21 protein-coding genes, 1 tRNA gene and 1 pseudogene are annotated in these 26,373 nt (G+C 63.1%); 7 read left to right on the top strand and 16 right to left on the bottom strand.

Annotated elements, in window-relative coordinates:
- Window positions 1-2: 2 nt before the first annotated feature.
- The 4 genes from AC04SF_RS34745 to melA all read right to left on the bottom strand — a co-directional run bounded on the left by AC04SF_RS34745 (window position 3) and on the right by melA (window position 5,921).
- Window positions 3-1,142 (bottom strand): ABC transporter permease, encoded by a 1,140-nt coding sequence (locus AC04SF_RS34745; protein WP_096454012.1) that lies wholly within the window; start codon window positions 1,140-1,142, stop codon window positions 3-5.
- Window positions 1,143-2,150, bottom strand: coding sequence for an ABC transporter permease (locus AC04SF_RS34740; RefSeq protein ID WP_095198262.1), 1,008 nt, complete (start codon window positions 2,148-2,150; stop codon window positions 1,143-1,145).
- A 115-nt stretch (window positions 2,151-2,265) separates the two neighbouring features.
- A complete protein-coding gene (locus AC04SF_RS34735; RefSeq protein WP_488481454.1) occupies window positions 2,266-4,347 on the bottom strand; it encodes an ABC transporter substrate-binding protein in 2,082 nt (693 codons plus the stop codon).
- Between the two features lie 107 nt (window positions 4,348-4,454).
- Window positions 4,455-5,921 (bottom strand): alpha-galactosidase, encoded by a 1,467-nt coding sequence (melA, locus tag AC04SF_RS34730; RefSeq protein ID WP_488481453.1) that lies wholly within the window; start codon window positions 5,919-5,921, stop codon window positions 4,455-4,457.
- Between the two features lie 213 nt (window positions 5,922-6,134).
- Here melA and AC04SF_RS34725 point away from each other — a divergent pair, with 213 nt between their 5' ends.
- On the top strand, window positions 6,135-7,043 hold the full coding sequence (locus AC04SF_RS34725; RefSeq protein ID WP_488481452.1) for a helix-turn-helix domain-containing protein: 909 nt from the start codon (window positions 6,135-6,137) through the stop codon (window positions 7,041-7,043).
- Window positions 7,044-7,065: 22 nt separating this feature from the next.
- Here AC04SF_RS34725 and AC04SF_RS34720 read toward each other — a convergent pair whose 3' ends face one another.
- From AC04SF_RS34720 to AC04SF_RS34700, 5 genes are all read right to left on the bottom strand, one after another.
- The gene (locus tag AC04SF_RS34720) at window positions 7,066-9,093 is read right to left on the bottom strand and encodes an aldo/keto reductase (protein ID WP_488481451.1); all 2,028 of its coding nucleotides are present in this window, start codon (window positions 9,091-9,093) and stop codon (window positions 7,066-7,068) included.
- A 35-nt stretch (window positions 9,094-9,128) separates the two neighbouring features.
- Window positions 9,129-10,208, bottom strand: coding sequence for an ABC transporter ATP-binding protein (locus tag AC04SF_RS34715; RefSeq protein WP_488481450.1), 1,080 nt, complete (start codon window positions 10,206-10,208; stop codon window positions 9,129-9,131).
- An 8-nt stretch (window positions 10,209-10,216) separates the two neighbouring features.
- Window positions 10,217-11,053: a carbohydrate ABC transporter permease gene (locus tag AC04SF_RS34710; RefSeq protein WP_488481449.1), complete on the bottom strand. Its 837-nt coding sequence runs from the start codon at window positions 11,051-11,053 to the stop codon at window positions 10,217-10,219.
- Window positions 11,050-11,910 carry a carbohydrate ABC transporter permease gene (locus AC04SF_RS34705; RefSeq protein WP_488481448.1) on the bottom strand — a complete coding sequence of 287 codons (861 nt, stop codon included), beginning with the start codon at window positions 11,908-11,910 and terminating at the stop codon, window positions 11,050-11,052. Before AC04SF_RS34705 ends, AC04SF_RS34710 begins: the two co-directional genes overlap by 4 nt.
- A gap of 92 nt (window positions 11,911-12,002) precedes the next feature.
- A complete protein-coding gene (locus AC04SF_RS34700; RefSeq protein ID WP_488481447.1) occupies window positions 12,003-13,274 on the bottom strand; it encodes an extracellular solute-binding protein in 1,272 nt (423 codons plus the stop codon).
- Window positions 13,275-13,378: 104 nt separating this feature from the next.
- On the opposite strand from AC04SF_RS34700, the gene AC04SF_RS34695 reads away from it, so the two are divergent.
- The 3 genes from AC04SF_RS34695 to AC04SF_RS34685 all read left to right on the top strand — a co-directional run bounded on the left by AC04SF_RS34695 (window position 13,379) and on the right by AC04SF_RS34685 (window position 15,278).
- A complete protein-coding gene (locus AC04SF_RS34695) occupies window positions 13,379-14,254 on the top strand; it encodes a helix-turn-helix domain-containing protein (RefSeq protein ID WP_488481446.1) in 876 nt (291 codons plus the stop codon).
- Window positions 14,255-14,581: 327 nt separating this feature from the next.
- Window positions 14,582-14,657: transfer RNA gene (locus AC04SF_RS34690), tRNA-Phe, on the top strand.
- Window positions 14,658-14,837: 180 nt separating this feature from the next.
- Window positions 14,838-15,278, top strand: a complete 441-nt coding sequence (locus AC04SF_RS34685) for a hypothetical protein (protein ID WP_488481445.1) — start codon at window positions 14,838-14,840, stop codon at window positions 15,276-15,278.
- A gap of 89 nt (window positions 15,279-15,367) precedes the next feature.
- Here the strand turns inward: AC04SF_RS34685 and AC04SF_RS34680 are convergent, their stop codons facing one another.
- Window positions 15,368-16,057: a hypothetical protein gene (locus AC04SF_RS34680; RefSeq protein ID WP_488481444.1), complete on the bottom strand. Its 690-nt coding sequence runs from the start codon at window positions 16,055-16,057 to the stop codon at window positions 15,368-15,370.
- A gap of 341 nt (window positions 16,058-16,398) precedes the next feature.
- Between AC04SF_RS34680 and AC04SF_RS34675 the strand changes: the two genes are divergently transcribed.
- Window positions 16,399-17,523, top strand: coding sequence for a DUF4432 family protein (locus AC04SF_RS34675; RefSeq protein ID WP_488481443.1), 1,125 nt, complete (start codon window positions 16,399-16,401; stop codon window positions 17,521-17,523).
- On the opposite strand, the pseudogene AC04SF_RS34670 reads toward AC04SF_RS34675, so the two are convergent.
- A pseudogene (locus AC04SF_RS34670) lies at window positions 17,520-17,681 on the bottom strand (alpha/beta hydrolase); the annotation flags it as partial. The gene AC04SF_RS34675 and the pseudogene AC04SF_RS34670 overlap by 4 nt on opposite strands.
- Window positions 17,682-17,920: 239 nt before the next feature.
- Between AC04SF_RS34670 and AC04SF_RS34665 the strand changes: the two are divergent.
- The gene (locus tag AC04SF_RS34665; protein WP_488481442.1) at window positions 17,921-18,340 is read left to right on the top strand and encodes a hypothetical protein; all 420 of its coding nucleotides are present in this window, start codon (window positions 17,921-17,923) and stop codon (window positions 18,338-18,340) included.
- Window positions 18,341-18,361: 21 nt separating this feature from the next.
- Here the strand turns inward: AC04SF_RS34665 and AC04SF_RS34660 are convergent, their stop codons facing one another.
- The 3 genes from AC04SF_RS34660 to AC04SF_RS34650 are packed head-to-tail and all read right to left on the bottom strand — an operon-like array spanning window position 18,362 to window position 22,199.
- A complete protein-coding gene (locus AC04SF_RS34660; protein WP_488481441.1) occupies window positions 18,362-19,261 on the bottom strand; it encodes an alpha/beta hydrolase in 900 nt (299 codons plus the stop codon).
- Window positions 19,262-19,282: 21 nt separating this feature from the next.
- Window positions 19,283-21,331, bottom strand: a complete 2,049-nt coding sequence (gene fhuB, locus AC04SF_RS34655; protein ID WP_488481440.1) for a Fe(3+)-hydroxamate ABC transporter permease FhuB — start codon at window positions 21,329-21,331, stop codon at window positions 19,283-19,285.
- Entirely contained in the window at window positions 21,324-22,199 is an 876-nt protein-coding gene (locus AC04SF_RS34650; protein ID WP_488481466.1) for an ABC transporter substrate-binding protein, read from the bottom strand. The genes fhuB and AC04SF_RS34650 overlap by 8 nt, the downstream gene beginning before the upstream one ends.
- 459 nt (window positions 22,200-22,658) lie before the next feature.
- Between AC04SF_RS34650 and AC04SF_RS34645 the strand changes: the two genes are divergently transcribed.
- Complete coding sequence (locus AC04SF_RS34645) at window positions 22,659-23,003, top strand: hypothetical protein (protein ID WP_096453505.1); 345 nt, start codon at window positions 22,659-22,661, stop codon at window positions 23,001-23,003.
- A 49-nt stretch (window positions 23,004-23,052) separates the two neighbouring features.
- Here AC04SF_RS34645 and ggt read toward each other — a convergent pair whose 3' ends face one another.
- Window positions 23,053-24,792 carry a gamma-glutamyltransferase gene (ggt, locus tag AC04SF_RS34640; RefSeq protein ID WP_488481439.1) on the bottom strand — a complete coding sequence of 580 codons (1,740 nt, stop codon included), beginning with the start codon at window positions 24,790-24,792 and terminating at the stop codon, window positions 23,053-23,055.
- Window positions 24,793-25,035: 243 nt separating this feature from the next.
- A complete protein-coding gene (rhaI, locus tag AC04SF_RS34635) occupies window positions 25,036-26,328 on the bottom strand; it encodes an L-rhamnose catabolism isomerase (RefSeq protein WP_488481438.1) in 1,293 nt (430 codons plus the stop codon).
- Window positions 26,329-26,373 lie beyond the last annotated feature (45 nt).

Below are 26,373 nucleotides of genomic sequence, written 5' to 3'. Positions count from 1 at the left end.
CCTCAATACGGATCGACGGCATCGCGCAGGCCGTCGCCCAGCGCGTTAAAAGCAAAAACGGTGGCGAGCACGAAACCGACCGGCGACAGGATCCAGGGATAGGTGCCGATGACGGAATAGGTTGCGGTGTCCTGCAGCATCAGGCCCCAAGAGATCAGCGGTGGCTTGACCGCGAAGCCGAGGAACCCGAGGAAGCATTCGAGCAGCACCACGGTCGGGATCGCCAAGGTCACCGCGACGATCACGTGGCTCATCACATTGGGCAAGATGTGCTGCAGGATGATGCGCCGGTCGGTGGCGCCGACCGCCATGGCGGCACGCACATATTCGATGCGCGCCAGCGCCAGCGTCTTGCCGCGCACCTCGCGCGACATCTGCGCCCAGCCCAGCGCCGACATGACGATGATGACGAAGGCGAGGAAGACATTGGTCGGCGCGGTGACGGGGATCAGCGTCGTCAGCGCCAGATACAGCGGCAGTTGCGGGAAGGCGAGCACCAGTTCGACGAAGCGCTGCGTCCAGATATCGAACCGACCGCCGAAATAGCCCGAAACCATGCCGACGGTGGTGCCGATGACGGTGATGATGAAGACCACCGTCAGCGCGATCATCAGCGAGACCCGTGAGCCATGTATGGCGCGCGACAGCACATCACGGCCGAACTTGTCGGTGCCGAGGAAATGCACCGGCTGGCCGTCCGTTGAGGCGAAGAAATGCCGGTCCGCCGGGATCAGCCCGAAGAGCTTGTAGGGTGCACCCTCGACAAAGAAGCCAAGCAGCCTTGGATGGTCATAGTCGGGGCCGACGACGGGCTGGAAGGTGACCGGATCGAGGTCGGCCGAATCGGCCAGCGCATAGACCCGCGGCCGCATGACGAAATTGCCGTCCTTGTCGTGGAAGGAAGGCAGTTGCGGCGGCGCGAAGCCGACATCGGTCGCCTTTGGATCCATCGGCGCCAGGAACTCGGCGAAGACGGCCATCACCAGCAGCAGCACAACGAGCCAAAGCCCGGCCATGCCGGTCCAGGAGCGCTTCAGCCGGCGCCAGACGAGCGCGATATAGCTCTCATTGCCGCGCGCCGGTCTGGCGACGATGGGTCCTTCGGCCGGCAGCGGCGGGGGCGATGGATCGCGGGCCAGCATCTAGCTCTCTCCGTATTGGCGGATGCGCGGGTCGAGCAGGACGAGCAGCATGTCGGCGATGATGTTGCCGACGATCAGTGTCGCCGCCAGCACCATCATGAAGGTGGCGGTGACATAGACATCGCCGACCGCCATCGAGCCGACAACCGCCGGGCCGACGGTCGGCAGCGCGAAGATGATCGCCGTCTCGATCTCGCCGGTGAGCATGTAGGGCAACACCACGCCCTGATACATGACGAGCGGATGCAGCGCATTGGGCACGGCGTGGCGCATGACGACGGCGCTGCCGGTCAGGCCCTTGGCTCTCGCGGTCTCGACATATTGCGCGTTGAGCGTGTCCAGCAGATTGCCGCGCATGACGCGCATATTGTAGGCGAGGCCGCCGAAAGTGGCGATCGCCACCACCGGCCAGACATGCTTGACGAGGTCGACGAACTTCGCCCACGACCATGGCGCGCCGCCATATTGCGGCGAGAAGAACGAGCCGATCTCCGACACGTTGAACTGGAAGACCAGCAGGTAGACGATGATCAGCGCCATCAGGAAGCGCGGCACTGTCATGCCGAGGAAGGAGATGGCCGACAGTGTCGAGTCGATCCAGGTGTATTGCCTTGTCGCCGCCCATATGCCGAAGGTGATGCCCAGCACCGAGGCGAGCAGATGGCAGACCAGCGCCAGGAGCAGCGTGCGTGGCAGCCGTTCGCCGACCACATCGGCCACCGGCTTGTTGTAGTAGAGGCTGTAGCCGAAATCGCCGCGGGTGATGATGCCGCCGATCCAGTTGAGATACTGAACGGGCAACGGCTTATCGAGGCCGTGTTCGACACGATAGGCCTGCGCCTGCGCATCGGCCTCGGCGAAGGAAGCGCCGCCCTGGTTGATCAACTGCGAGCGGATGTAATCGGCATAGTCGCCAGGCGGCGCCTGGATGATGGCGAAGGTGACGAGGCTCAGTATGGCGAGGACCGGAATTGCCGACGCTATGCGCATAGCCAAGAATCGCAACATGGTCGGTCTGCTTCCTCGTTTCGCCGGACGCTCCCGTTGAGGGCCGTTCGGAGGGTTGGTTCACCCGGCCGCGCCAGCAGCGCGGCCGGGTCTCTCTTGGTCAGGGGAGGTAAACTTACATCGGACCTTTGTCTCCAGGCTTGCCGGGGAGCTCTTGCGGGAACAACTCGTATTTGGCCTGCTTGTCGGCCGCGACGAAGACGCGTTCGCGAACGATCGAATCCTCGGCCCAGTTGAACATGAAGATCGGCGTGCCCTGCGGAATGTTCGAGAAGCGCTTGTTGACGATCAGCGCGCCGGGATATTCCGTCAGGCCGACATTGTAGACATGTTCGGTCGAGATCTTCTGGAACTCCCTCATCAGACTGGCGCGCTTGTCATTGTCCTCTGACGCGACGAACTTGTTGACGATGTCGACAAGGTCTTTTTCGAAAGGCATCAGGTCGACTTCGCCGCTTTCCGGCGCGCGGTGGTTCCAGCTGGTCTTCGGACCGACGGGCGCGAGCTGCTCCGTGTTCTGCACGACCGAGGTCAGTTCCTGGTCGTTACGCCGGATCAGCCAGTCGAAACGCCCGGAATATTGCGAGGCATCGCGCTGGGTGCCGTTGAGGCCGTTGAGCACGACTCTAAGGCCAAGCTTTTCCATCTGGGCTACGACGCCTTCTGCGAGACTCTTGTCCGTGCCGTAGTCGTTGTTGACCAGCATCACGATCTCGACGTTCTTGCCGCCCGCGGCGCCGGCCGGGAAGTTCACGAAACCGTCGCCGTCCGTATCTTTCAGGCCGGCCTTGGCGAGTTCGGCCTTGGCGCCCGCGAGGTCGAATGGATAGTAGACGGTCGACTTGCGGTCATAGAAGCTGGTGCCCGAGGAGAAGCCGCCGGGATAGATGGCGGTGAACGGTCCCTTGACGAGGGAGTCGCCCAGCGCCTTGCGATCGAGCGCCATGGTGACGGCCTTGCGGAAGTCCTCATTGCGGTTCAGCTCACGGACCGCCTGGCTTCGCTCGTCCGGGTTGCCCCAGCCATTGGCGGAATAGTTCAGGCGCAGATTGTAGCCGATGAGCCGGGGACCGAAGGCGAGCCGTGCCGGCGCATTGGCCTCCGCCGCGCGCTTCAGCGAAGCGACGAAGTTTTCCGGCTGCTCGAGGTTGGAGAAGTCGCCCGAGCCGGCAACCGCCTGGACGTCTCGGTCGGCCCAAGTCGACAGCTTGTACTGCAGCTCGTTGAGGTAAGGCAGCTGGTTGCCCTTCTCGTCGACCTTCCAGTAGTAGGGGTTGCGGCGCATGACGATGATGTCGTCCGGCCGGTATTCGACCGGCACCCAGGCGCCCATGACCGGCATGTTCATATATTCCGGCGGAAAGGCATTCTTGAACTGGTCGTAGGTGTTCTTCGAATATTTCGGGTGCTGCGGCTTCAAGATGTGCGCGGGGCCGGGGCAGAAGGTGCCGTAGGCCATGGCGTAGAGGTACTGTTTCGGGAAGGCATCCTTGAACGTCCACTCGACGGTGTAGTCGTCGATCTTCTTCAGCGTCGTGCCGACGCCGAAGGTTTCCGGCGTCGCGCCATTGAGCGGCGAGACATTCGGGTCGACCACCTCGTCATCCCAATAGAACATGACATCGTCGGCGTTGAAGGCCACGCCATCGGACCATTTGGCGCCTTCGACAAGATGCATGGTCAGCTTGTGGCCGTCCTTCGACCACTCCCAGCTCTTGGCGAGGTTCGGCAGCGGCTCGGTGTCCTTGGCCTCGACCTGGAAAAGCGGCGCGGTACGCGTCAGGCATTCGGAGAGGCCGATATCGATGCCGCCCCAGCCTTGCGTCTGGCCGGCGCCATAGTTCCAGCCTTCCGGCCGTCCGCCGATGACATGGCGCATCGTATCGCCATAGACACCGATGCCGTCGGGCATGTTGGCCGTCTTGAAGACCAGCGGCTCCTTCGGCAGCCGGTCCTTGACCGGCGGCAACTTGCCGGTCTTGACGTATTTTTCGGTCACCCAGTCCGGCTCGTGATATTCGGGCAGCGCCTTGAACTCCAGGATGGAGTCACGCGCCACATACTTGATCTTGCCCTCGGCCGGAAAGGTCGCCGGCACCGGCGGGACTGTCGGCTCTGATGCGAAAGCGTTGAGTGCCGGAACGGAGACGCTCAGCGCCAGTCCGGCGGCAATGCCAATGCTGCGTAGATTCCTCATTATCTATCTCCTCCCTCGTGTTTAGACGTTTGCTGCTGCGCGTCTTCTGCCTGGACGGCTGACTGCGGCGGAACTGCCTCCCAAGGTCCGTCGCCGCGCCCGAGATTTCAGCCGGCCTGTTTGAGCGCGGCTTTTTCGGCGCGCAATTCCTCGATCGAGCGCACGTTTCGCCGTGCGGCGCCGGCCCATTCGCGGGTCTTCACCTGCGATTTCGATAGCCGTTCTTTAGCGGCCGGAACCGCATGCGCATATTGTGGCAACCAGGCGGCCTGGGCGACGACCATCTCGTCGACCATCTGCCAGACCTCCTCCGGCGTCGACACCGCACCGACCAGCGGGTCGTGCAGCACGGCCAGTTTCAAGAGATCGACGTCACCTGATATCGCGGCATGGACCGACATGCGCTGGACATTGATCGAGGCCATGCAGGTCGCCGCGCAGGCTTCGGGTAGTGTGATGCCTGCGGCCATGTTGATGCCGAAACGGTCGACGAAACCGGGCGATTCGATGATGGCGTCCTGCGGCAAATTGGTGATCACGCCATTGTTCTTGACGTTGAAATGGCCGCGATAGACGCGGTTGGTCTCCAGCGCTTCGAGGATATGGCTGGCATGCTCGTTGGAGCGCTTCGTGGGATCGATCGGCTTCGACGCCGCTTCGAGGAATTGCGGATATTCCGTCTCGAACCAGTTGCGGGTTTCGGTGGAGTAGCGGAGATAGCCGCCGGTCTCGCCGTGAATCCAATCCGACATGTCGATCCAGCGCGTGATCTCATCGGGCCGCTTGCGGTACCAGGGCAGGTATTCGGAGAGATGCCCGTTGCTTTCGGTCGAATAGACGCCAAAGCGCTTCAAGACATCGATTCGGAGCTTTTCCTGCTGCGAATAAACCGGATGCGCCTCGAAGGCGGCAACCAGCTCGTCCTTGCCGACCTTGCGGCCGTTCAGCCGCAGATCGATGAACCAGGTCTGGTGATTGATGCCCGAACAGACATAGTCGAGCTCCTTGGGCGATTTCGCGCCCAGCACCGCGGCGATCTGCTCGGCGCCATGCTGGACGCCGTGGCAGAGTCCCACCGTGTCGACCTTGCCATATTCGATCGCCGCCCAGGTGTTCATCGCCATCGGGTTGGCATAGTTGAGGAATTTGGCGCCCGTCGCGGCGACCTCGCGTATGTCCTTGCAGAAGTCGAGGATCACCGGAATGTTGCGCTGGCCATAGAGGATGCCGCCGGCGCAGATCGTGTCGCCGACACACTGGTCGATGCCATATTTCAGCGGGATGCGGATATCGTCGGCATAGGCTTCGAGACCACCGACCCGCACGCAGCTGATGACATAGCGTGCGCCTTCCAGCGCCTTGCGGCGATCCGTTGTCGCCGTCACTTTTGCTGGCAATCCGTTCGCCTCGACGATCCTGTCAAGGATCGCCTTGATCATCCCGAGATTGTGCTCGCTGAGGTCGGTCAGCGCGAATTCGATATCCCTGAATTCGGGCACACAGAGGATGTCGGTGAACAGTTTCTTGGTGAACCCGACGCTGCCGGCGCCAATGATAGCGATTTTGAAACTCATCAGCCGCACCTCATCTTGTTCCAATAACAGGCCGGGAACGACGGGGATGGGTTGCAGCCACATGTCGTGACATATGTGCGGGACAAGCCGGATTCCGGCCTGCCAACCTCCCTGTCCGCTCCTCGCCTGCGGATCTCTCTCGCTTTTCGAAGGGGATTATGCCCTTATTCACGAGCGCGACCAGAGAAGGATTATGCTTTCAAGGGTAATTTTGTGCTGCAGAATTTGATCGCCAACGGACAGTCTATGCGCACGATCTCGCTGCCGCGGGGCCGCCAGCGCCTGCATGCCATGCCGACCAGCACCGGCTACGAGGTGCGCGAGGACGAGACCTACGACTGGGACGGGCGCAAACGCGGTCAGACCCCGTTCACCGTGCTCCAGCACACGATCAGCGGCACAGGCCGGCTGCGCTACGAGAACCGCAACTACCGCCTGCAAGAGAACGACACGCTGCTGGTGCTGGTGCCGCACAACCACCGCTACTGGCTGGCCAAGGACGAGCGCTGGGAATATTTCTGGATTTCGATGAACGGCGAAGAGGCGCTGCGCATCCACAAGTCGATCCTCAGCGTCTCCGGTCCGGTGTTTCGGCTTAAGCCGGCGACGGTCGACCACCTTGCCGATTGCAGCCTGCGCCTCATCAAGGGGGCGGCCTCACCGGGTGCCGCGTCCGCTATCGCCTACGAGGCGGCGATGGCGCTCTATGACGATGTGTTCGGCTCGCACGCCTTTGCCGAGAAGCAGAGCGCCATGCAGCCGGTCATCGACCATATAAACTCCAATCTCGACAAGCCGCTGCCGGTGGCGGAGCTGGTCCAGATCAGCGGCCTCAGCCGCGCCCATTTCTCGCGCTGCTTCGCTGAGAGCGAAGGCCTGCCGCCGGCCGAATTCGTGCTGCAACAGCGCCTGCAGCGGGCGGCAAAGCTGTTGACCAAGGCGGACTTCCTGCCGGTGAAGGAAGTCGCCATCCTGTGCGGCTTCGAGGATGCGAACTATTTTTCGAAGGTCTTCCGCCGCCTCTACGGCACCACGCCAAGCCAATTCCGTACCACCGGCATGTATGCCAGTCTGCGAACCCCGACCAGGGGCGGCGTCAAGGTGCCGGACGACGAGACCTGACGCCGCTTTGCGGCCTGTTCTATCAGGCCGCGTGCAGGCTGCCGCCGTCCAGCCACTCGAGATCGGCAGGCGAAAGCGCGATGTCGAGCGCCCGCAGGCTGTCTTCCAGCTCACCCAGCGTGCGCGGCCCGATCAGCGGAACCGACGGGAAGGGCTGGTTGAGCACATAGGCCAGAGCGATGTGGATCGGGCTTTTATGCAGCCTGGCGGCGAGCTCGATGGCGCGGTCGCGACGGCCGAAATTGCGCTCCGAATACCAGACCCGCACCAGTTCCTCGCTGTCGTGCCTGTCGCGCCCGGCGCGCTCGGTGAAGAAGCCGCGTCCCTGGCTCGACCAGGCGAAATTCGGCATCTGCCTGGATGTCAGCCAGGCCTTCCAGTCATCAGTGGACGAGGTGACGCAACCCGCCCAGATCGGCTCCAGCATTTCGGCCAGCGAAAAATTGTTGGAGAGTGCGCCGGGCTTCTGCTTGCCGTTCTTCTCGGCATAGGCAATCGCCTCGTCCATGCGCTGCATCGTCCAGTTCGAGCCGCCGAACGGGCCACGGATGCGGCCTGCTTTAGCCTCTTGATCCATCGCATCGACGAATTCGCCGACCGGCACGTCCGGATTGTCGCGGTGCATGAAATAGATGTCGACATGGTCGGTCTGCAGGCGGTCGAGCGACTGGGCAAGCTGCTTGCCGATCACGTCGGGATAGCAGAGCGGTGAGTGCGCGCCCTTGGCAATGATCACCGACTGCTCGCGCACGCCGCGGTTCTGCAACCACTGGCCAAGTAGCGTCTCGGTATAGCCGCCACCGTAGACATAGCCAGTGTCGAACAGATTGCCGCCGGCCTCGAAGAAGGCATCGAGCAGGATCGAGCCCGAGGAGAATGTGCGGAAATCCTCGAAGCCGAGCGCCACCACCGATGCCGGCTTCGCCAGGCCCGGAATGGCGCGCTTGCCGATCGCCGTGCCGCCGGACCGCAGAGGCCGGCCGGAAATGGTGCCGGTGCGCAGCGCGGCCCTTTCGATCCCATATTCCAGCCCGACCGCGGCGCGCCATCTGTCGAGCACGCGCAAGGTGCCCAGGCTGTCGGCCCAATCCATGCCCGGCCAGGCGAATTCCTGCCGTCCGGCAAGGATGGCCTCGCCGGCGCCATCGACCTCGAAGGAATAGAGATGGCGCTTTTCGTCGACGCTGATGGTCTGGCGCGAGCCGTCGGCGCCGATCACGTCGATCCGGCCGAGGCCGACATCGCGATTTCCGCCGGCGAACCAGAAGTCCGGCACTTCGATACGGCCCTTGGTGCCGAGGATGCGCAGCACATTGTCCTGGTCGAGTGAGATGCTGCAGGAGACCTCGGCGACGATGCCGCCGGGAAAGTGCAGCAGCGCCGAAGCCCATTCATCGACGCCGGACTGGCCAAGATGGGCAGTACCGACCACCTTGTCCGGCTCGGCAAAGGGGAGGCCTGCCGCCGCCCCGGCAATCAGCCGCGCCATCGAGACGGTATAGCCGCCGACGTCGAGAATGCCGCCGCCGGCAGCTTCGTTGGCATAGAGCCGGTGCCCCGGCATGAAGCGCGGCATGGCGAAGCCGAAGCTCGATTTGATCATCCTGATCTCGCCGATGATATCGGACTTGATCAGTTCCATCAGCTTCAGTGTCTGCGGATGCAGCCGGTACATGAAGGCTTCGCCGAGAAAGGTGCCGGCCTTGCGCGCGGCATGGATCATGGCGTCGGCCTCGAAGGCGGTCAGCGCCAGCGGTTTTTCGCACAGCACATGCTTGCCCGCTTCCGCCGCCCGGATCGCCCATTGCGCGTGGCCGGGATGCGGAACCGCAATGTAGACGGCATCGATGTCGGGATCGGCAAGCAGCGCTTCATACCCGTCGACGATGCGGGCGCCGGGAAAATTCTCGGCGAGGCCCGGCTTGCCGGGATTGCGCGCGCCGATGGCGACCAGTCTTCCGGTGCGCGAAGCGGCCACGCCGCTGGCGAAGGCCTGGGCGATGCTGCCCGGGCCGAGAATGCCCCAGCGAATGGGCGTGGTTGCGGTCATTGTCATTCTCCTTGAAAGCTGGAAGGGGCGGCCGGTCAGCGCAGCCGCAACCCGTTTTCGTCGAACAGATAGGATTTGCGGATGGAGACGGTGACCTCGGAGGTGGTGGGAACCTTCGCCGCGTCGCGCTGGATCACCACATCTTCGCCGTGGGCGGTTCGGGCGTAGAGAAAGCTCGTGCCGCCGAGATGCTCGACCACGTCGATGGTCACGACAAGGTCGGTGTCGCCCTCCCCGGCACTGCCGAAATGCTCGGGCCGCACGCCGACGATGACCTTGCTGCCCGCGTCAGGCGCAGGGCCTGTCAGCGGCTGGATGATACGGGTCTTCTCCTGGCCCGCCAGTTCGATCACGACCCCGCGCGCATCGTGCCCGACGATTTGCGCCTTGATGAAGTTCATCTTCGGCGAGCCGACAAAACCGGCCACGAACAGATTGTCGGGATCGTCATAGAGATCGAGCGGCCGGCCGATCTGCTCGATATGGCCAGCGCGCAGCACGACGATCCGGTCGGCGAGCGTCATCGCCTCGGTCTGGTCGTGCGTGACATAGATCATGGTGGCGCCGAGTTCCTTGTGCAGTCGCGAGATCTCGACCCGCATCTGGACGCGCAGTTCGGCGTCGAGATTGGAGAGCGGCTCGTCGAACAGGAACACCTGCGGCTCGCGCACGATGGCGCGGCCTATGGCGACGCGCTGGCGCTGGCCGCCCGAGAGTTTTTTCGGACGCCGGTCCATCAATTCGCTGATGCGCAGGATTTCCGCCGCGCGCTTCACCCGCCGGTCGGTATCGGCCTTGGGGTTGCCGGTCATGCGCAGGCCGAAAGACAAGTTCTGCTCGACGCTCATATGCGGATAGAGCGCGTAGGACTGGAAGACCATGGCGATGCCGCGGTCGGCCGGCTCGACATCGTTGACCAGCTTGCCGCCGATGGCGATCTCGCCGCCGCTGATGTCCTCGAGCCCGGCGATCATCCTGAGCAGTGTGGACTTGCCGCAGCCGGACGGGCCGACGAAGACGACGAACTCGCCGTCCTTGATGTCGATGTTGGCGCCATGAACGACTTCGAAGGCGCCGAAGCGCTTGACCACATTGCTCAGCGTAACGGTTGCCATGCTGCCTCTTACTTGACTGCGCCGGCGGCGATGCCGGCGATGAAATGGCGCTGCAGGAGCACGAAGACGATGAGCATCGGCACGGTCAGCATGACCGCGCCCGCCATGATGCCGCCCCAGGAAACCTTGGTGAGGCCGATCAGCGTGCCGAGCGCCACCGGCGCCGTCATTGAACCAGGCTGGCTGTTGATCAAAAGCGGCCAGAGGTAGTTGTTCCAGGACGCGAGGAACAAGATGATGGCAAGTGCCGCCAGCATCGGCCGCGCCAGCGGCAGCGCGACGAAGAGGAAGATGCGCCATTCTTTCACGCCTTCGACGCGGGCGGCATCGAACAGATCATCCGGCATCATCGAAAAACTCTGGCGCATGAACAGCACGCCGAGCGAATTGAACAGCGGCGGCACGATCAGCGCCACCCAGGTGTTGGCGAGCTGGAAGTCGCGCGCCACCATGATGAATTGCGGGATCAGCACCACCGCATAGGGCAGCGTGATGGTGCCGAAGATGATGCTGACAACCACCCCCTTGCCGAAGAACTGATAGCGCGCCAGCGCCCAGCCGGCCATCGACGTCAACAGCACCGACAGGAAGGTGTAGGTCACCGCCACCGAAACGGAGATGCCGATGGCGCCGACGAAGTTGGTGTCGCGCTGCAGATTGTTGAAATTGTCGACGAAATTGCCGTGCGGCAAGAGCTCGATGCCGGGGCTGAAGATGCCGTTGTCGGGCATCGTCGAGAACACCACCATCATCCACAGCGGGAACAGCCAGATCAGCGCCAGCGGCGTAAGGAAAAGATGCAGTAAGAGGCTGCGCCGCAGGCGGGCGGAGGAGAGCGAGCTCATTGCTTTTCCCTCGTCAGCCACAGTTGCACCAGTGTGATCGCGATCGCCAGCGCCGCCATGGTGTAGGCGACGGCCGAGGCGTAGCCGAAATTGAGCGACCGGAAACCCTGGCGGTAGAGCAGCAGGCCGAGCGTCTCGGTGCCGCCACCCGGCCCGCCGCGCTCGGTGATCAGGAAGGGCTCGGTGAACAGCTGCATGGTGCCGATGATCGACAGCACCAGGCAGAAGACGATGACCGGCTTCAACAACGGCAGAGTGATATAGAAGAACTGCTTCATCTTGCTGACACGGTCGAGCGTCGCCGCTTCGTAGACATCCTCGGGGATCGATTGCATGCCGGCCAGCAGGATGATGGCGTTGTAGCCGGCCCAGCGCCAGGTGACCGCGATCATGATCAGCGCCATGGCCGGCGTGACATTGGAGAACCAGTCGATCTTGGGAAGCCCGACGCTGTTCAGGAGCTTGTTGACGATGCCGAAATCGAGGCTGAACATCAGCCGGAACACCGCCGAATAGGCGACCTCGCCGACGACGACCGGAGCGAAGAAGGCGAAGCGGTAGAGCCCCCTCGCCTTCAGGAGCGGCGAATTCAAAAGCACCGCCATCACCATGGCCAGCGCAATCATCACCGGTACCTGGATGACGAGGATGAGCAGCGTGTTCTTCAGCGCGTTGAAGAAGGCCGGATCGCCGATTAGCCGGCCCCAGTTGAAGCCGGGCGCGAAACGCCAGGGCACGGTGCGTGTCGCCTGGAACGAGATCATGAACGAAGAGATGATCGGCCACACCCAGAAGACGGAGAAGATCAGGAGATAGGGCGCCAGGAAACGATAGGCCGTGGCGTTGCGGTTGCGCATCTTCCTCCTCCCTTCATCCCAGATGTTTCAGACAAGTTTGCACGCGGAGGGTCCGGGCGGCACGAGCCGTCCCGGACCCCATCCCTGGGAGGTTATGATTTGACCGGCAATCCGGTCGCCGCGGCGATCTGTTTTGCGGCGTCGTCGAGTGCGGCCTTGGCGTCGGGATAGCCGCCGCCAAGATATTTGGTCTGCACCGCGCGAACGATGATTTCGGCATCGCTCTGGAATTGTGTGCCGCGGCTGGGGACAACCTTGGGCAAGGTGCCCAGAATATCCTTCCACACCGCTTGGCCACCCCAATAGGGCAGGCCTTGGCTGACGTAGGGGTCGTCAAGCGCCGAGACCAGCGAGGGGACGAGGCCGAACTCCTTCAGCATGGTGATCTGGCCTTCATTGGTTCCGAGCGTGTATTTCAGGTACTCGTAGGCCGCTTCCTTGTTCTTCGAGGCCGAAGTGATGGCCAGCGACGACCCGCCGAGATTGGCAGCACGCGGGCCGTCTGCGGTGAGGCTCGGCATCAGATAGACGCCCCATTTGCCGTTTTCACCGGCCGATTCGGTGCGGATGGTGCCTTCATACCAGCCGCCATAGATTTGGGTGGCGACGGTGCCCGCGGTGTTGTTGGTAATCTTGGTGCCCCAGTCGGCGGACGAGACGATGCCGGCGTCCTTCATTTCCTTGACCTTGGTCATGGCGTCGACGCATTTGGGCTGGTTGACCGTGATCGACTGGCCGTCCTCGGAGAAATAGGCGCAGCCCTGTTCGTTGGAGATCATGCGAAAGAATTCGCTATCGCCGTTGAAATCCGCGTTGGTCATCGAGACGCCCGGATTGGCGGCCTGGATCTTCTTGCCGGCGGCGATGAAATCGTCCCAGGTCTTGATCGACGCCGGGTCGACACCGGCCTTCTCGTAGAAGTCGCGGCGATAGAAGGCGGCGACAGGGCCTGAATCCCACGGCATGGCATAGGCCTTGTCGCCGACCTCGAGCTCGGTGCGTTTGAAATCGGGGAATTTCTTCTGGTCTTCCGCGCTGTAGCCCAGCGTATGCAGGTCGACGAAGCAGTCGGGGAACTGGCTCCAGTAATTCTCGGCCTCGCCATTCTCGATGGTGACGATGTCGGGCAGGCCGACGCCGCCGGCGGCACATCCGGCGATCGACTTGTCGTAGGTCGGCTGGTTGCCGAGATCCTGAACGGTGACCTTGATGTCGGGATGCAGCTTGTTGAAGCCGGCCACCGTTGCCTTCAGCGACGAAGCGGCGACATTCCAGCTCCAGATGGTGATTTCGCCGGACTGCGCAAAGGCCGGGGCTGAGCCCAGGGCAAGCGCGAGCGCGGCGCAGGTCAGTGTGATGCGCATTGAAATCCTCCCATTTCATTTGCTCTCTCTGCGAGCGTGGCTAGACTATGCAGCGCGGAAGGCTTGTCGCCGACAAAGGGAATACGGAATTGGCGGAAAGTAAGATGCCCGAACGGCCGTTTTACCAGCCGGGCGCCAGCAGCGTCGAAGGCCTGCCGCTGCTCCTGCAGATGTTTCACACCACTCCGCTGGTGATGCTGAAGCCGCATTGGCATGCCCAGGTGGAGGTGAATTTCATCGTCCGCGGCAGCGTGCACTACCGCATGAACGAGCACGAAATCTCGCTTTCGGCCGGCGAGATGTGCTTCTTCTGGGGCGGTCTGCCGCACCAGATGGACGATCTCAGCGACGACGCCATCTATGCCGGCGCGCATCTGCCCCTGGTGCATTTCTTCCGGCTGCATCTGCCGGCGGATGTGCGCCACCGGCTGATGACGGGCGCGACGCTGGTGACCGCCGCCACCGATCAATCCGACAACGATAATTTCGCCCGCTGGAACCGCTACGCCCGCTCGGGCGATCCGGCCAAGGCCGAGCACGCCGTCAACGAGCTTCTGCTGCGGCTGGAGCGGGTGCGGTTCGAGCCTTACCGGCTGGTGCCCGAAACGGCGGCCGGACAGGAAGCCGGCAGTGCCTTCGACCAGCAATCGTCGCGCAATGTCGGGCGCATGTGCGATTTCATCGCCGAGAATTTCCTCTACGACATCGATTGCATGAACATCGCGGCCGCCGCCGACATCCATCCCAAATACGCCATGAGCCTGTTCAAGAAATCGACCGGCATGACGCTCAATGAATATGTCAACCTGTTGCGACTGAGCTACGCGCAGGCGCTGTTGATGCATCAGGACGCCAATGTGCTGCGCGTCGCCATGGATTCCGGTTTCGGCTCGCTCAGCGCCTTCAACAAATCCTTCCGCAAGCTGGCCGGCATGACGCCGTCTGATTTTCGCAAGGGCGTGGCCGGAGGCGCCCGGTAGAGGCGACAGCCAGTTTGCCGCTGGCCTGTTGATGCGAATGCATTGCGGCATCCCGATCGTCGGCTAAGGACGGATCCCGGCAGTTGCAGCGCGCCATGGCGGCGCCCGGACAGAGGCCAAAGGGCCGAAAGGGGCCAGCCCGCGCACCATTGTGGTGATGAACGTGCCTGAGGAAGCCGCCCTTTCCACAGGCTCCCTTTTCCTGCCGGAAATCGCCACCTAGGCGCTGGACAGGCCGAATTCCCGTGCTATAACCCACGCGCTTTCAAGGGGCGCCCACGGCGCCTTCATGAAATCCGGTTCACGCAGTTTCGTTTGCCGGAACAGGCCCAGATAGCTCAGTTGGTAGAGCAGCGGACTGAAAATCCGCGTGTCGGTGGTTCGAATCCGCCTCTGGGCACCATTTTTCGACCAGAATTTGTTGTCTCGGTCTGCTTCCGCTAGCTTGGCTGAAAGCAGCCCGTCACGCCCTCTGACTCGAGCGGCGAAACGACTTTGCTCCTATCGGCCCGCATCCGGATTCAATTTGCTTGGCGCCCCCTCATCCCTAGGGCAAACTTCCCATGGGGCTGCAGGAGGTGAAATGAGAGCACGTGCAGCGACGCTCGGGGATCTCGAGGATGTGTTTCATGGCCTGTCCAAGCGGATGTCGGACGAGTATGCGGCGGCCGGCAAGGACAGCAAGATCGCCTACGACAATCTGATGATGAATTTGAAGGAAGCCAGGGCGCACGCGCTGGTCGAGGGCGAGAAGGCCGTGGCGATCATCGCCTGGCATGAGAACAGCGATGCCGCCGATACGCTGTTTGCCGCGCAGGAGGATTTCTTCCGGGCCTCGACCGTGCGTTTCTGCAAGCGGCACATCAGGCACATCCAGGCGCTCGCCGGCAATCTTCCCATCCATTCGCGCAGCTGGCTACAGGGGCCTGATGTCGCCAGATGGTTCGGCATTATCGGCTATGTCGAGCGCGGCCAGGAGAACGGCGCCAAATTGTTCGAACTGCCGCCGGCTTCTGCTGCATAGAACCGCGGGTGACCTGATGTCTGCGCCGGCGTTTGGTTTGAAGCTGTCGCGGAGGCGTCGAGGAGCCGCCCCGGTTTTGCGGGCGCCGCCTAGCGTCCGAAGATGGCTTTCATCAGCGGCAGCCTGAAGCGGCCACTCGAGGGGCGTGGTGCGGCTTCTTTGGTAATCCCGCGGCGCTTCTCCTGCGCAATGAGTTCCAGTTCCCGGAACAATCCAGCGTCATAGAACCGAAAGGCCTCGACTTTCCGGAACGCCTTGACACCGGCATTGGCGGTCCACTCCTCGCCGCCTTGCTTGGTGACGGCGACGTGGGTTTCGTTCTTCACAATGCGCGCCAGGCGCTCTTCATCGGGTTGCTCTCCTGGTGCAAAGAACGGGATGACCCTCTTCATGGTCCCTTGCGGGTCGGACACAAAATCTTCGTACGCCACCAGCAGGCGCTCGAACTTAATCCGGCTGTCCACCCACTTTGCCATAAAGGCAGCCCATCCATCGGTTCGGATGAGTGCGAATTCTTTAAAACTTTCCTTCGTGTCCGCGCCGCCATCGAGCAGATACAGTTCAAAGTCCGATACGGTTCCAGGCATGAACGAGCGATGCTGGACCAGATAAGGAACATCCGGCAGGATCCGCCCGGATAGATCGAAATCATGGTTCTTCGAGAATTTGACCCCCGGCCGGATGCAAGGGAAGGTGCGGCAACAATCGGGATTATCAGTGGGATAAAACAGGCAGTAATTGAAATCGTTGCCGAAATAGCTCAGGGCGAGCCGATGCATCAGGTGATGTCCACTGCGCGGCCAGCTTATGCCAGCGACGTATCTGATTTTCACTTTGGATGGTCCCCGAGTCTGCCCTCTTTTGATATCGATCTAGCTAGCTGGCGAACCGGGAGAAGTCTACCGACTTTGACGGGTACCTCCCGACATTCAGGACCATTCTCCGGTGAAATTCGCCAAGGTCGGACCAACACCCAAATATTCGAAGAAATTGTCCGGCGATCGCCAAACTGCCGGTCCGCCAGGTCGAGAGCGCCAGCCGGTATGGCGGAGCATCCGAGGCTCACAGCCGTTGATTTCCAGACGCTTCCTGCGACTATCGGCATGTACGCTTGCGGCAGATGAAGGTCGAAACAATGCATTACGACTATTCCGATCATGTCTTCGTCGACCTCGTGCCCGAACAGTTTGGTCCGCTGGAAACCACCGTGGCGCGATATCGCGGGCTTGTTGCCACCGCCTTTCACTATCGATCCGGAGTTGCCGGTCTTCGCATCAGCAACGCGAAGGGCGAAATCGTCATGCTGCCGTTCCAGGGGCAGCAGATTTGGGACGCAACGTTCCTCAACCGCTCGCTGACCATGCGCTCGATGTTCGACGAGCCGGTTGCGACCCGGGACTATCTCTCCAACTACGGCGCGTTTTTCATTCACTGTGGCGCCACTGCGATGGGGAATCCGGGTCCGGACGACCACCATCCGCTGCATGGCGACCTGCCCAATGCGCCCTATGGGGATGTCCAGCTGATCATCGGGGACAATGCAGAAGGGCCGTTCATGGCCCTGACCGGGCGCTGCCGCCAGACAGTCGCCTTCAGCCACGACTATGTGACGCAACCGACCGTGCGGCTGCAGCGCGACGCCACCGGCGTTGCCGTCGACATCGCCATCACCAACCTGAAGCGCTCGCCCATGAATTTGATGTATCTGGCGCACATCAATTTCAGACCGGTGGATGACGGTCGTCTGGTCGACAGCGTGGTCGACGACCGCGCCAACATTATCGTGCGCCAGGTGCTTCCCCCTTTTTTCACGCCGAGTGAAAGCTACCTTGCCTATCGCGATGCCATAGTCGCCGATCCCTCGCGGCATCGTCTGCTGACCAAGGGCGAGCCGATCGACCCCGAACTCGTGTTGACAATGAAGGCAAGGGCGGATGCCGAGGGCTGGGCGCACGCATTGCAGGTCCACCCTGACCAGACAGCGGATTTCGTCAGCTTTCGCCCTGATGAACTGAATTATGCCGTGCGCTGGATCACGCGCGGCCGCGACCAGGACGCGCTCGGCCTTGTGCTGCCGGCAACTGCCGAACCCGATGGCTATCGCGCGGCCGAGGAAAGAGGCCGCCTCGTTCGCATCGCTCCGGAAGGGATGTTCCGCTGCACCCTTCGCTTTGGCGCGATGGACGCGGACATGGCCGCAAAACAGGAAAACATGATTTTAAGGATCAAGGCCGCGGGCGCCTAGCGGCCTCTCACCGCGAACGCCGCCTGCACAGCGCGGTTGACCGTCACCGGCAGGATCGACATGTGGTTCTCGCCGGCATGCAGTTCGAAACTCGCGCGCACGCCAGGCAGTCTATCGAGGCGCTCGGCTATCGCCCGCGCAAATTCGTCGAGGCGGGTCAACTCTTCGGCTCCAAGCGCTTTAACTCGGTGGCCTTGCGAATTGCACACGCGGCCGCCTTATGGACTGCCCCAGCAAGCGGCTTGCGCAGGGCGACGATTGGCGGGATGTTACTGGACGGGCAACCGGGGCCAAACCGGCAGGCCGAGATCGATGTGGCTGCTGGAAAATGTCGCGAGCTTGCTTCGCCTTTCTTACCTTTGTTGTCTTGCTGACGCCGGTTGAGGCAAGCGAGCGCATGTCTCATCTGCTTGACCGCTCCAACCTGCCGATCGCCTATTTTCGCGAACCAGATCTTGTGACCGCATACGCGACTGCAATGGCGCGCTTCCGTCTGCAGCTCACAGGGCGTCCCGGCGAAACCAATCTTGCGGTCTCTCTCGAACCATCGCTTTTGCGGGCGGAATTCCGTGCGCGGACATGGCGCGCGGCGGACGGCAGCTTGTTGCAAGGCTTCGTCGGCAAGGGCGGCTTCCGATTGACTATCGGTAACTGCCTGGCGCGTATCTGCGCTGCCAGCGAATGCAGCGATGCCGGTTGGCCGGTTTACGCCTGCAGCGACGGACGCAAGCGCAAGATGTCCGTCACGGATTTTGTGACGGCAAGCTTCGATGGCGTCCCCTATCGTCGATTGAGCGCCCCCCCTTCACAGGAATGACGGCGCGCGGTGCCTACCGTCTCACCGAGGCAGGCGTTCAAGGGCGGTATTCCTTTCCCTCACCGCGAAGGCAGCCTGCACCGCACGGTTGACCGTCACCGGCAGGATCGACATGTGGTTTTCGCCGGCATGCAGCTCGAAGCTCGCGCGGATCCCAGGCAGAGCGTCGAGGCGCTCGGCCATTGCCCGCGCGAATTCACCTGTGCGTGTCAGCTTCTTCTGCTGCAGGCGCTTTTCCTCGTCCTCCGCGCCGATTTGGAACGGCGCCAGCTTCTCGGTCTCGTACTCGCCGGCCGACAGGATCACATCGGCCGTCAGGCCATCGGGGACGGCCGCCTCGAAGCCTTCGAGAAAGCGGTCGATGGCGCGGTCTTCCCAATAAATGGCGGGGCTGGCGGCGATAAAGGTGCGGAACGAAAGCGGGCGGGTGAACAACGCGTAGAGTGCGAACAGGCCGCCGAAGGAATGGCCGTAAAGCGCCTGGCGCTTCTCATCGATCCTGGTCCGGCCGGCGACCCAGGGCTTCAGTTCTTCCTCGATGAAGGCCAGAAAATCCCCTGCCCCGCCGGTCCTGACTTCTGATGTGCCCTCATAGAAGGGCGGATAGGTCTTACCCGGCGGCGGGCCGAGGTCCCAGGAGCGGCGCAGTGGGTCATAAGCGCCGTCGACGGGATAGCCGATGGCGACAATGACGCCCCAGCCGACATTGGTGCCCAAGGGATAGAAGGCCTGCGCACGCATGGCGTCGACCGCCGTGCCGATGACGGCGTTGCCGTCGGTCAAGTAGAGCACCGGCCAGCCGGCCTCGGGCGCCGGCCCGGACGGCACATGGATGAAGACCCGCCAGGGGTCGCCGCCCGCGCTGGACAGGAGATCGTGGACGGTGGTGTCGGCGATCGAGGCTGGCGTCGACTTGGACATGAATATCTCACAGGGACAAAATCAGCGGCGGCGCAACAGCCACATCAGCACCGGGCCGCCGATCAGCGTGGCGACGAGGCCGGCCGGGATCTGGCGCGGAAAGATGGCGGTGCGGCCGACCCAGTCGGCGCAGACCATGATCAGCGCGCCGGCAAGCATCGCGCCGATGGCTTGCGGCAGCGCGCGCGACAGGCCGAGGCGGCGTGCCAGGTGCGGCGCCATCAGGCCGATGAAGGTCAACGGCCCGACCACCAGCGTCGACGCGGCAGTGAGCGCTGCCACCATCAGAAGCACCAGAAGCCGCGTTGCCCTGAGGTTAACGCCAAGGCTTTGCACCGCGGCCGATCCAAGCGGCAGCATGTCCAACCAGCGCATGAAGAGCGGGGTTGCCAGGAACAGGCAAAAGGCTGTTGTCGAGGTGAAAAAGGCCGAACCCGTGTCGACGCTATAGGTCGAGCCGGTGAGCCAGTTGAGCAAAAGCATGGCGCGCGGGTCACCGGTGGCGGTGAGCACCAGGATCAGCGCGTCGAATAGGGCGGTCATAGCGACGCCGGCAAGCAGCAGCCGCTCCGGCGCGTAGGCGGCGCGGCGGCCGATCGACAGCGTCACCAAGAGGGCAGCGAAGGCACCGATGGTGGCGGCGGCGGTCTGCACTGGGCGGCCGGCATCTGACAGCGAAAACAGCGCCACCATCATGCCGAGCGCGGCGCCGGCGCTGATGCCGAGCACTTCGGGGCTGGCCATCGGATTGCCGGTGAGACGCTGCATCATCAGCCCGGCCAACGCCAGCATGGCGCCAGCCGACAGCGCAGCGGAGACCCGGGGCAGCCGCCAGGACAACAAGGGTTGCAACTGGTCGCCAAACGCGAATGCCCAGCCATGCGGCCCCGGCGCATAAAGCAGGGCCAGCCCGAGCAGCAGAAGCAGGACGCCGCCGATAACCGCCAGCACGAGGGCGGAGTGGCGAGCGCGCGGCAGGCGCTCCGAACCGAGCGCCGGCGTTTCCAGCCCGAGCGCCAGGCGCGGCAGCAGCCACAGCAACAGCGGCGCGCCGAGAAGCGCCATCATCGCGCCGGTCGGCAGCAGGTCACCTTGCGGGCCGGTCGCGATCTGCACGCCCTGGTCGGCAGCCCACAGCAAGGCGGCGCCGATGAGCGACGCCATCACCAGCTGCTGGCCGAGCCGCCGGGCGCCGCCGATGCGGGCAAGGGTCGCGGCGGCGAGGCCGACAAAACCGATGACGCCGACGGCGGCGACGACAAAGGCGATGAGCGCGACCGCCGCCGCCAGTCCGGCGAAGCGATAGGCGCCGAGCGGGACGCCCAGGCTGCGCGCGCCTTCATCGTCGAGGCCAAGCAAGGTCAACGGCCGCACCATCAGCCCGATCAGCAGCGCGGCACCGCCCAGGCGCGGCAAGAGCCACAGCGTCTTCGACCAGTCCTGCTGGCCGAGCGAGCCGGCGCCCCAGATGAATAGGCTCGCCAGCCATTCATGCCGCAGCACCACCAGTGCGGCACCAATGGCGCCGGCATAGAGGCTGACGACGAGCCCGGCGAGCACGACCGAGAGCGGCGACAGGCCCTTGTGCCGGGACAGCGCGAAGACCGCGGCAAGGGCGGTCAAGGCGCCGGCAAGCGCCACCCATTCGCGGCCGTGGGCAAGCAGCGACGGCGCAAGCAGCGTCGCCAGCGCCAGCGCCAGATGGGCGCCGGCCGAGACGCCGATGGTTTCGGGCGAGGCGAGCGGGTTGCGCAGGACCTGTTGCAGCACCGTCCCGGCCAATCCGAGGGCCGCGCCGCAGAGAAGGCTGACGGCAAGCCTGGGCAGGAAGGCGTAATGGACGAGCACCTGCCGCATGTCGTCGATATCGGGGCTGGCGAGCGCATCGAGCCAGAGCGCCGGCGGCAATTGCACGACGAGGTTCGAGAGGGTCGCTGCGGCTGCAGCGCCAAGGAGCACGACGCAAAGCAGAATCGCGCCCAGGGGATATCTGTCTGATATACGGGACGACGACGCACGACCGGAGACGAGGCTGGCATCGCCGGACAAGATTGCTTGCTGCTCAGCCACCGGCGTGCTCCGCCGTCAGCGCAGCGGCCAGCAGCCGGGCAAAGCGGCTCGCCGAAGGCAGCGCGCCGAACATCAGCGCTGGGGCAAGGCGCATGATCGAGCGGTTGCGCACGAAAGGCATGGCGTTCCAGACCGGGCTTTCGGTCAGCGTGCCGCCCGCCCCTTCAGGCAGGGGCTCGAGATAGGCAAGGCGCGCGTCACTCGACGTCGCCAGGCCGTCGATGCCGACGGTTGCAAATCCCCAGTAATTTGTCTCGCCGGTCCAGGCGTTACGGATGCCGATGCGGTCGAACACCGCCTGAAACAGGCTTTTCTCGCCATAGACGCGCACATTGCGGGGATCGAGAAAGCTGACGGCGTAGATCGGCCGCGCCGAAAGCGGTTCCAGCCTCTGCCTGACATCGGCGAAACAGGCTTCCGTCGCCGCGATCAGCGCTTCGCCTTCGCTTTCCTTCCCGACCAGTGCCGCGAGCTGCCGGGTCGCCTCGATTGCACGCCGATAGGGCTGGCCGTCCGGCGTGTAGATGCCGATCGTCGTCACCGGCGCGACGCGTTCGAGCAGCGGCTTGATGCCGTCGAGATAGGGAGTGGAGAGGATGATGTCGGGGCGAAGCTGCTGCAGGAATTCGAGATTGGGCTCCAGGATCGTGCCGATATCGGCAACTTCAGGCGGCAGTGGCGGCTCGACCACCCACTTCTCCCAGACTTCATGGTCGGCGACGGCGATTGGTGTAACGCCGAGCATCAGCAAGGTCTCCGCCAGTCCGTCGTCCAGGCAGACGATGCGCAAAGGCTTCGCCGCGGCCGCCCGCGGCATGAGTACGGCCAAGGGCAATGCGAACAGCGCGAAAGTGCCGCGTCGGGTTATCCAGCCGCGCGCACGATTGGCTGTCCTGCCGGGCCGGGCTTCCTGGTCTGTTTCCAACGTGGCGTGCCTGTTTGCGGACGACGGCCTCGAGCGGCCCATGTCGGTTGACTATAAAACATGATTTTCATAGTCAACATTTAAGATGCAACCGGATATCAACAATCTCGCTGTCGCATGCCTGGATGCTGCGACTCCCCGCCGCAGCCGCGTGGCGCATGCGGGCGTCGAATTGATCGGCGGCATCATCTTTTCTCCGAGAACGGGGCCTATATGGAAATGAGATCACGGCGTGCCGTCAGAGCGCTGGCGGGTGTTGCATTCGAGCAGGGTGCCCCGAAAAAGCGGTGACAAGCGCCGCCGGAACGTGTTGAAGATGACGGCCAACACGGAGAGGGGCGTGCGATCGGGTTGCACTCGGCAAGTGTTGATGGTTTGTTGCCGGTCAGCGGAGAATGAGTGATGCGAGAATCGATCGGTCAAGACGAATACGGGTCGACGAACCCTTTCGATCCGGACGACCTGTCCAATCTGAATGCGATCGGGCCAGCCATGGGCGGTGGCAACGATTTCGAGAAGTACGCGGTCGCCGTGATCATCGTGTTCGGCGCTCTAATCATTGGCGGACTGATGGCCGCGTCGATGACCTTTGGCCATCGCAACGGCTTCCTCTTCGCGCTCGGCGGCGCCACCTCGGCCTGGATCTCCGGAAACGCGCTTCTGCTCGACCGGCCGCGCATCTACGCGCTGTTCGTCGGCATCGCCGCCCTGATGCTGATCGCATCGACCGTCACGCTGGTTACCTGATGACCCCGGCCCTACCGTGAGCCGGCGCTATCCGAGAATCCACCTGGGATCAGTATCCGAGCGCCTCGCCTGAGGCGGCGCGGCTGTCGATGGCGCCATTGTAGCGCGCGCCGCCGCCCTTCTCGATTTCCGCCAGACTCTTGCCGCCGACCAAGATGCCGGCCGCCTGCCCCCAGGTCTGCCCGCCGAGATCGAGATGGTAGCCCATTCCGGCCAGCAATTTCTCGGTGTCCGGCGACAGGCCGAACGGCTCGACATAAACCGTGTCGGGCAACCATTGATGATGGATGCGCGGCGCGTCGATCGCTTCCTGGATGTTCATGCCGTGGTCGATGACGTTGACGATCACTTCCAGCGTGATGGTGATGATGCGCGAGCCGCCCGGGCTGCCGATAACCATGAACGGCTTGCCGTCCTTGGCGACGATGGTCGGGCTCATCGATGAGAGCGGTGTCTTCTTCGGCTGGATGGCGTTGGCCTCGCCCTGGACCAGGCCATAGAGGTTGGGCACGCCGGGCTTCTGGGTGAAATCGTCCATCTCGTTGTTGAGCAGGATGCCGGTGCCGTCGGCAACGACGCCGGCGCCGAAGGAGCCGTTCAGCGTATAGGTCACCGCGACCGCATTGCCGTCCTTGTCGATGATCGAATAATGCGTCGTTTCCTTCGACTCGCCAAAACCCTTCGGCATCAGGTCCTGCGATACGCCGGCCCGGAACGGATCGATCTTGTCGCGGATATCCTTGGCATAGGCCTTGTCCAGCAGTTTCGAGATCGGATTGTCGACGAAATCGGGATCGCCGAGCGCCGAGTTGCGATCGACATAGGCATGGCGCATCGCCTCGACCATGACATGCACCGTCTCGGCCGAGCCAGTACCGAGATAGGACAACGGATAGCCTTCGAGCACGTTGAGGATTTCGCAGATGATGACACCGCCGGAGCTCGGCGGCGGTGAGGAGGTGATCTCGTAGCCGCGATAGGAGCAGGTGACGGGTTTCAGTTCGCGCACCGCATATTGCTCGAAATCCTGTTTGGCCAGAATGCCGCCCTTGGCGCCGCTCACCTTGACGATGGCGTCGGCGATGGCGCCCTTGTAGAAGGCATCGGGGCCTTTTTCGGAAATCGCCGAGAGCGACGCGGCAAGGTCAGGTTGAACCAGCTTCTCGCCGATGCCGTAGGACTTGCCGTCGGGTTTCAGGAAGGCGGCAGCCGCCGCCGGGTCCTTCGCCAACCTTTCAGCACTGCCGGCAAATGAGGCGGCATCGCCCTGATTGAGGATGAAACCATCCCTGGCATAGCGAATAGCCGGAGCCATCAGGTCCTGTCTTGAAAGCGTGCCATATTTCTCGCGCGCCATTTCCAAACCGGCGACCGAGCCAGGCACGCCGACGGCGAGATAGCCGTCCAGGCTGGCGCCCTTCACCGGGTTGCCATCCTTGTCGAGATACATCGTCTTGGTCGCCGCCAGCGGCGCGCGCTCGCGAAAATCGAGAAAGGTCGACTTGCCATCGGCGAAACGGATGGTCATGAAGCCGCCGCCGCCGATGTTGCCGGCATTGGGGTAGACGACGGCCAGCGCATAGCCGACGGCGACCGCCGCATCGACGGCATTGCCGCCCTTCTTCAGCACCTCGACGCCGACCTCCGAGGCCAGATGCTGGGCAGTCACCACCATGCCATGCTCGCCCTTGGCCGGTGCGGGGGATGCCGCAAAGACGCTGGTCAGTGGCGCGAGGGCGAAGGTGATGGAAAGACTGGCGGCGATCAATGTCCGACGGGTGACGTGCATGGCGGGTTCTCCTGGCGGGGGATGCCTAGAAGACCGTGTTGGACTGATCGAGTCTACTGACAATTGAAGGAGCGTGAGAAAGAGACCCCCTCACCCTAATTGCCAACCGAATTGCGAAGGGCAATTCGAGGCAATCCGACCTCTCCCCGAGGGAGAGGAGCTTGTCAGCGCCGACGCCAGTCTCTTCTACCCAATGGGGAGAAGGTGGCCGCGAAGCGGCCGGATGAGGGGGCTGGCTCGGTGTCAGACAATTCCGCCCGAGCCACCGGCAACCGCCGGCCGCTCGGCCGCGACCTTGGCCCGGTAGCCCGCCGCGCGGTAGGCGGCGACCGGATCGATGGCGCCGCCGGTGTTCAGCCGCGCCATGGCCAGGATCGGCTCGACATCGGTGCGGTAGGCCGCCTTCAGGGTTTGCGTCGCCATCAGCGCGTCGTTGGCCTCCTGAAAACCTTCCAGCGCCTTGCGATCGACCAGCAGCGCCTGCGCATAGGCGCGCTGCACCTCGACCGCCGACAGCATCAGGCTTTCGATCGGATCGGTGACGTTGTGGCTCTGGTCGAGCATGTGAGCGGGATCGAAACCCTCGGCGCCGGACAGTTCGGCATCGACCAGTTCGTAGAAGACCAGGAACAGCCGGTAGGGATCGATCGAGCCGGCGTCGAGGTCGTCATCGCCATATTTCGAATCGTTGAAGTGGAAGCCGCCGAGTTTCTTGAACTGGATCAGCCGCGACACGATCATCTCGATGTTGACGTTGGGCGCGTGGTGACCGAGGTCGACGAGGCAAAAGGCCTTGTCGCCCAATTCCTTGGCGATGAGGTAGTTGGTGCCCCAGTCCTGTACGACCGTGGAATAGAAGGCCGGTTCGTACATCTTATGTTCGGTGAACAGCTTCCAGTCAGCGGGCAGCCCGGCATAGACTTGCTTCATGGCGTCGAGATAGCGCTCGAACGCCTTGGCGAAATTGACCTGGCCGGGAAAGTTCGAGCCGTCGCCGATCCACACCGTCAGCGCCTTGGAGCCGAGCGTCTTGCCGATCTCGATGCATTCGAGATTGTGCTCGACCGCTTGCCGGCGCGTGCCGGCATCGGCATGCGAGAGCGAGCCGAATTTGTAGGAGAGCTTCTGGTCCTTGGCGTCGGAGAAGGTGTTGGAGTTCATGGCGTCGAAGCCGAGGCCGAAGCGCGAAGCCGCCTGTTTGAGCCGGTTCGGATCGGCCTTGTCCCACGGAATGTGCAAGGAAACGGTCGGCGTCGCCTGCGTCAACTGGCTGATGACAGCGCAGTCCTCGATCTTGTCGAAGATGTCGCGCGGCTCGCCGGCGCCGGGAAAGCGGGCAAAGCGCGTGCCGCCGGTGCCGACGCCCCAGGACGGTATGGCAACCGCGAATTTTTCCACCTTGCCGCGGATAGCGTCGATGGCGATGCCCCGGCGGTCGAGGCGCTCGCCGAGCGAGGCGTAGTCGCGCTCGAGGTCGGGCTCACGCGCGGTGTTGTGGCTGGCGACGAGGTCGGCCGAGATGATGGTTTCGGACAAGTGCAGGTTCCTCCCAAGAATGTGTTCGGCTGGCGCCGCCCCTCA

Source organism: Mesorhizobium sp. CNPSo 4671, assembly GCF_057784245.1.
The sequence above is the reverse complement of the archived record's forward strand: the minus strand, read 5'-3'. Positions and strand labels throughout refer to the sequence as shown.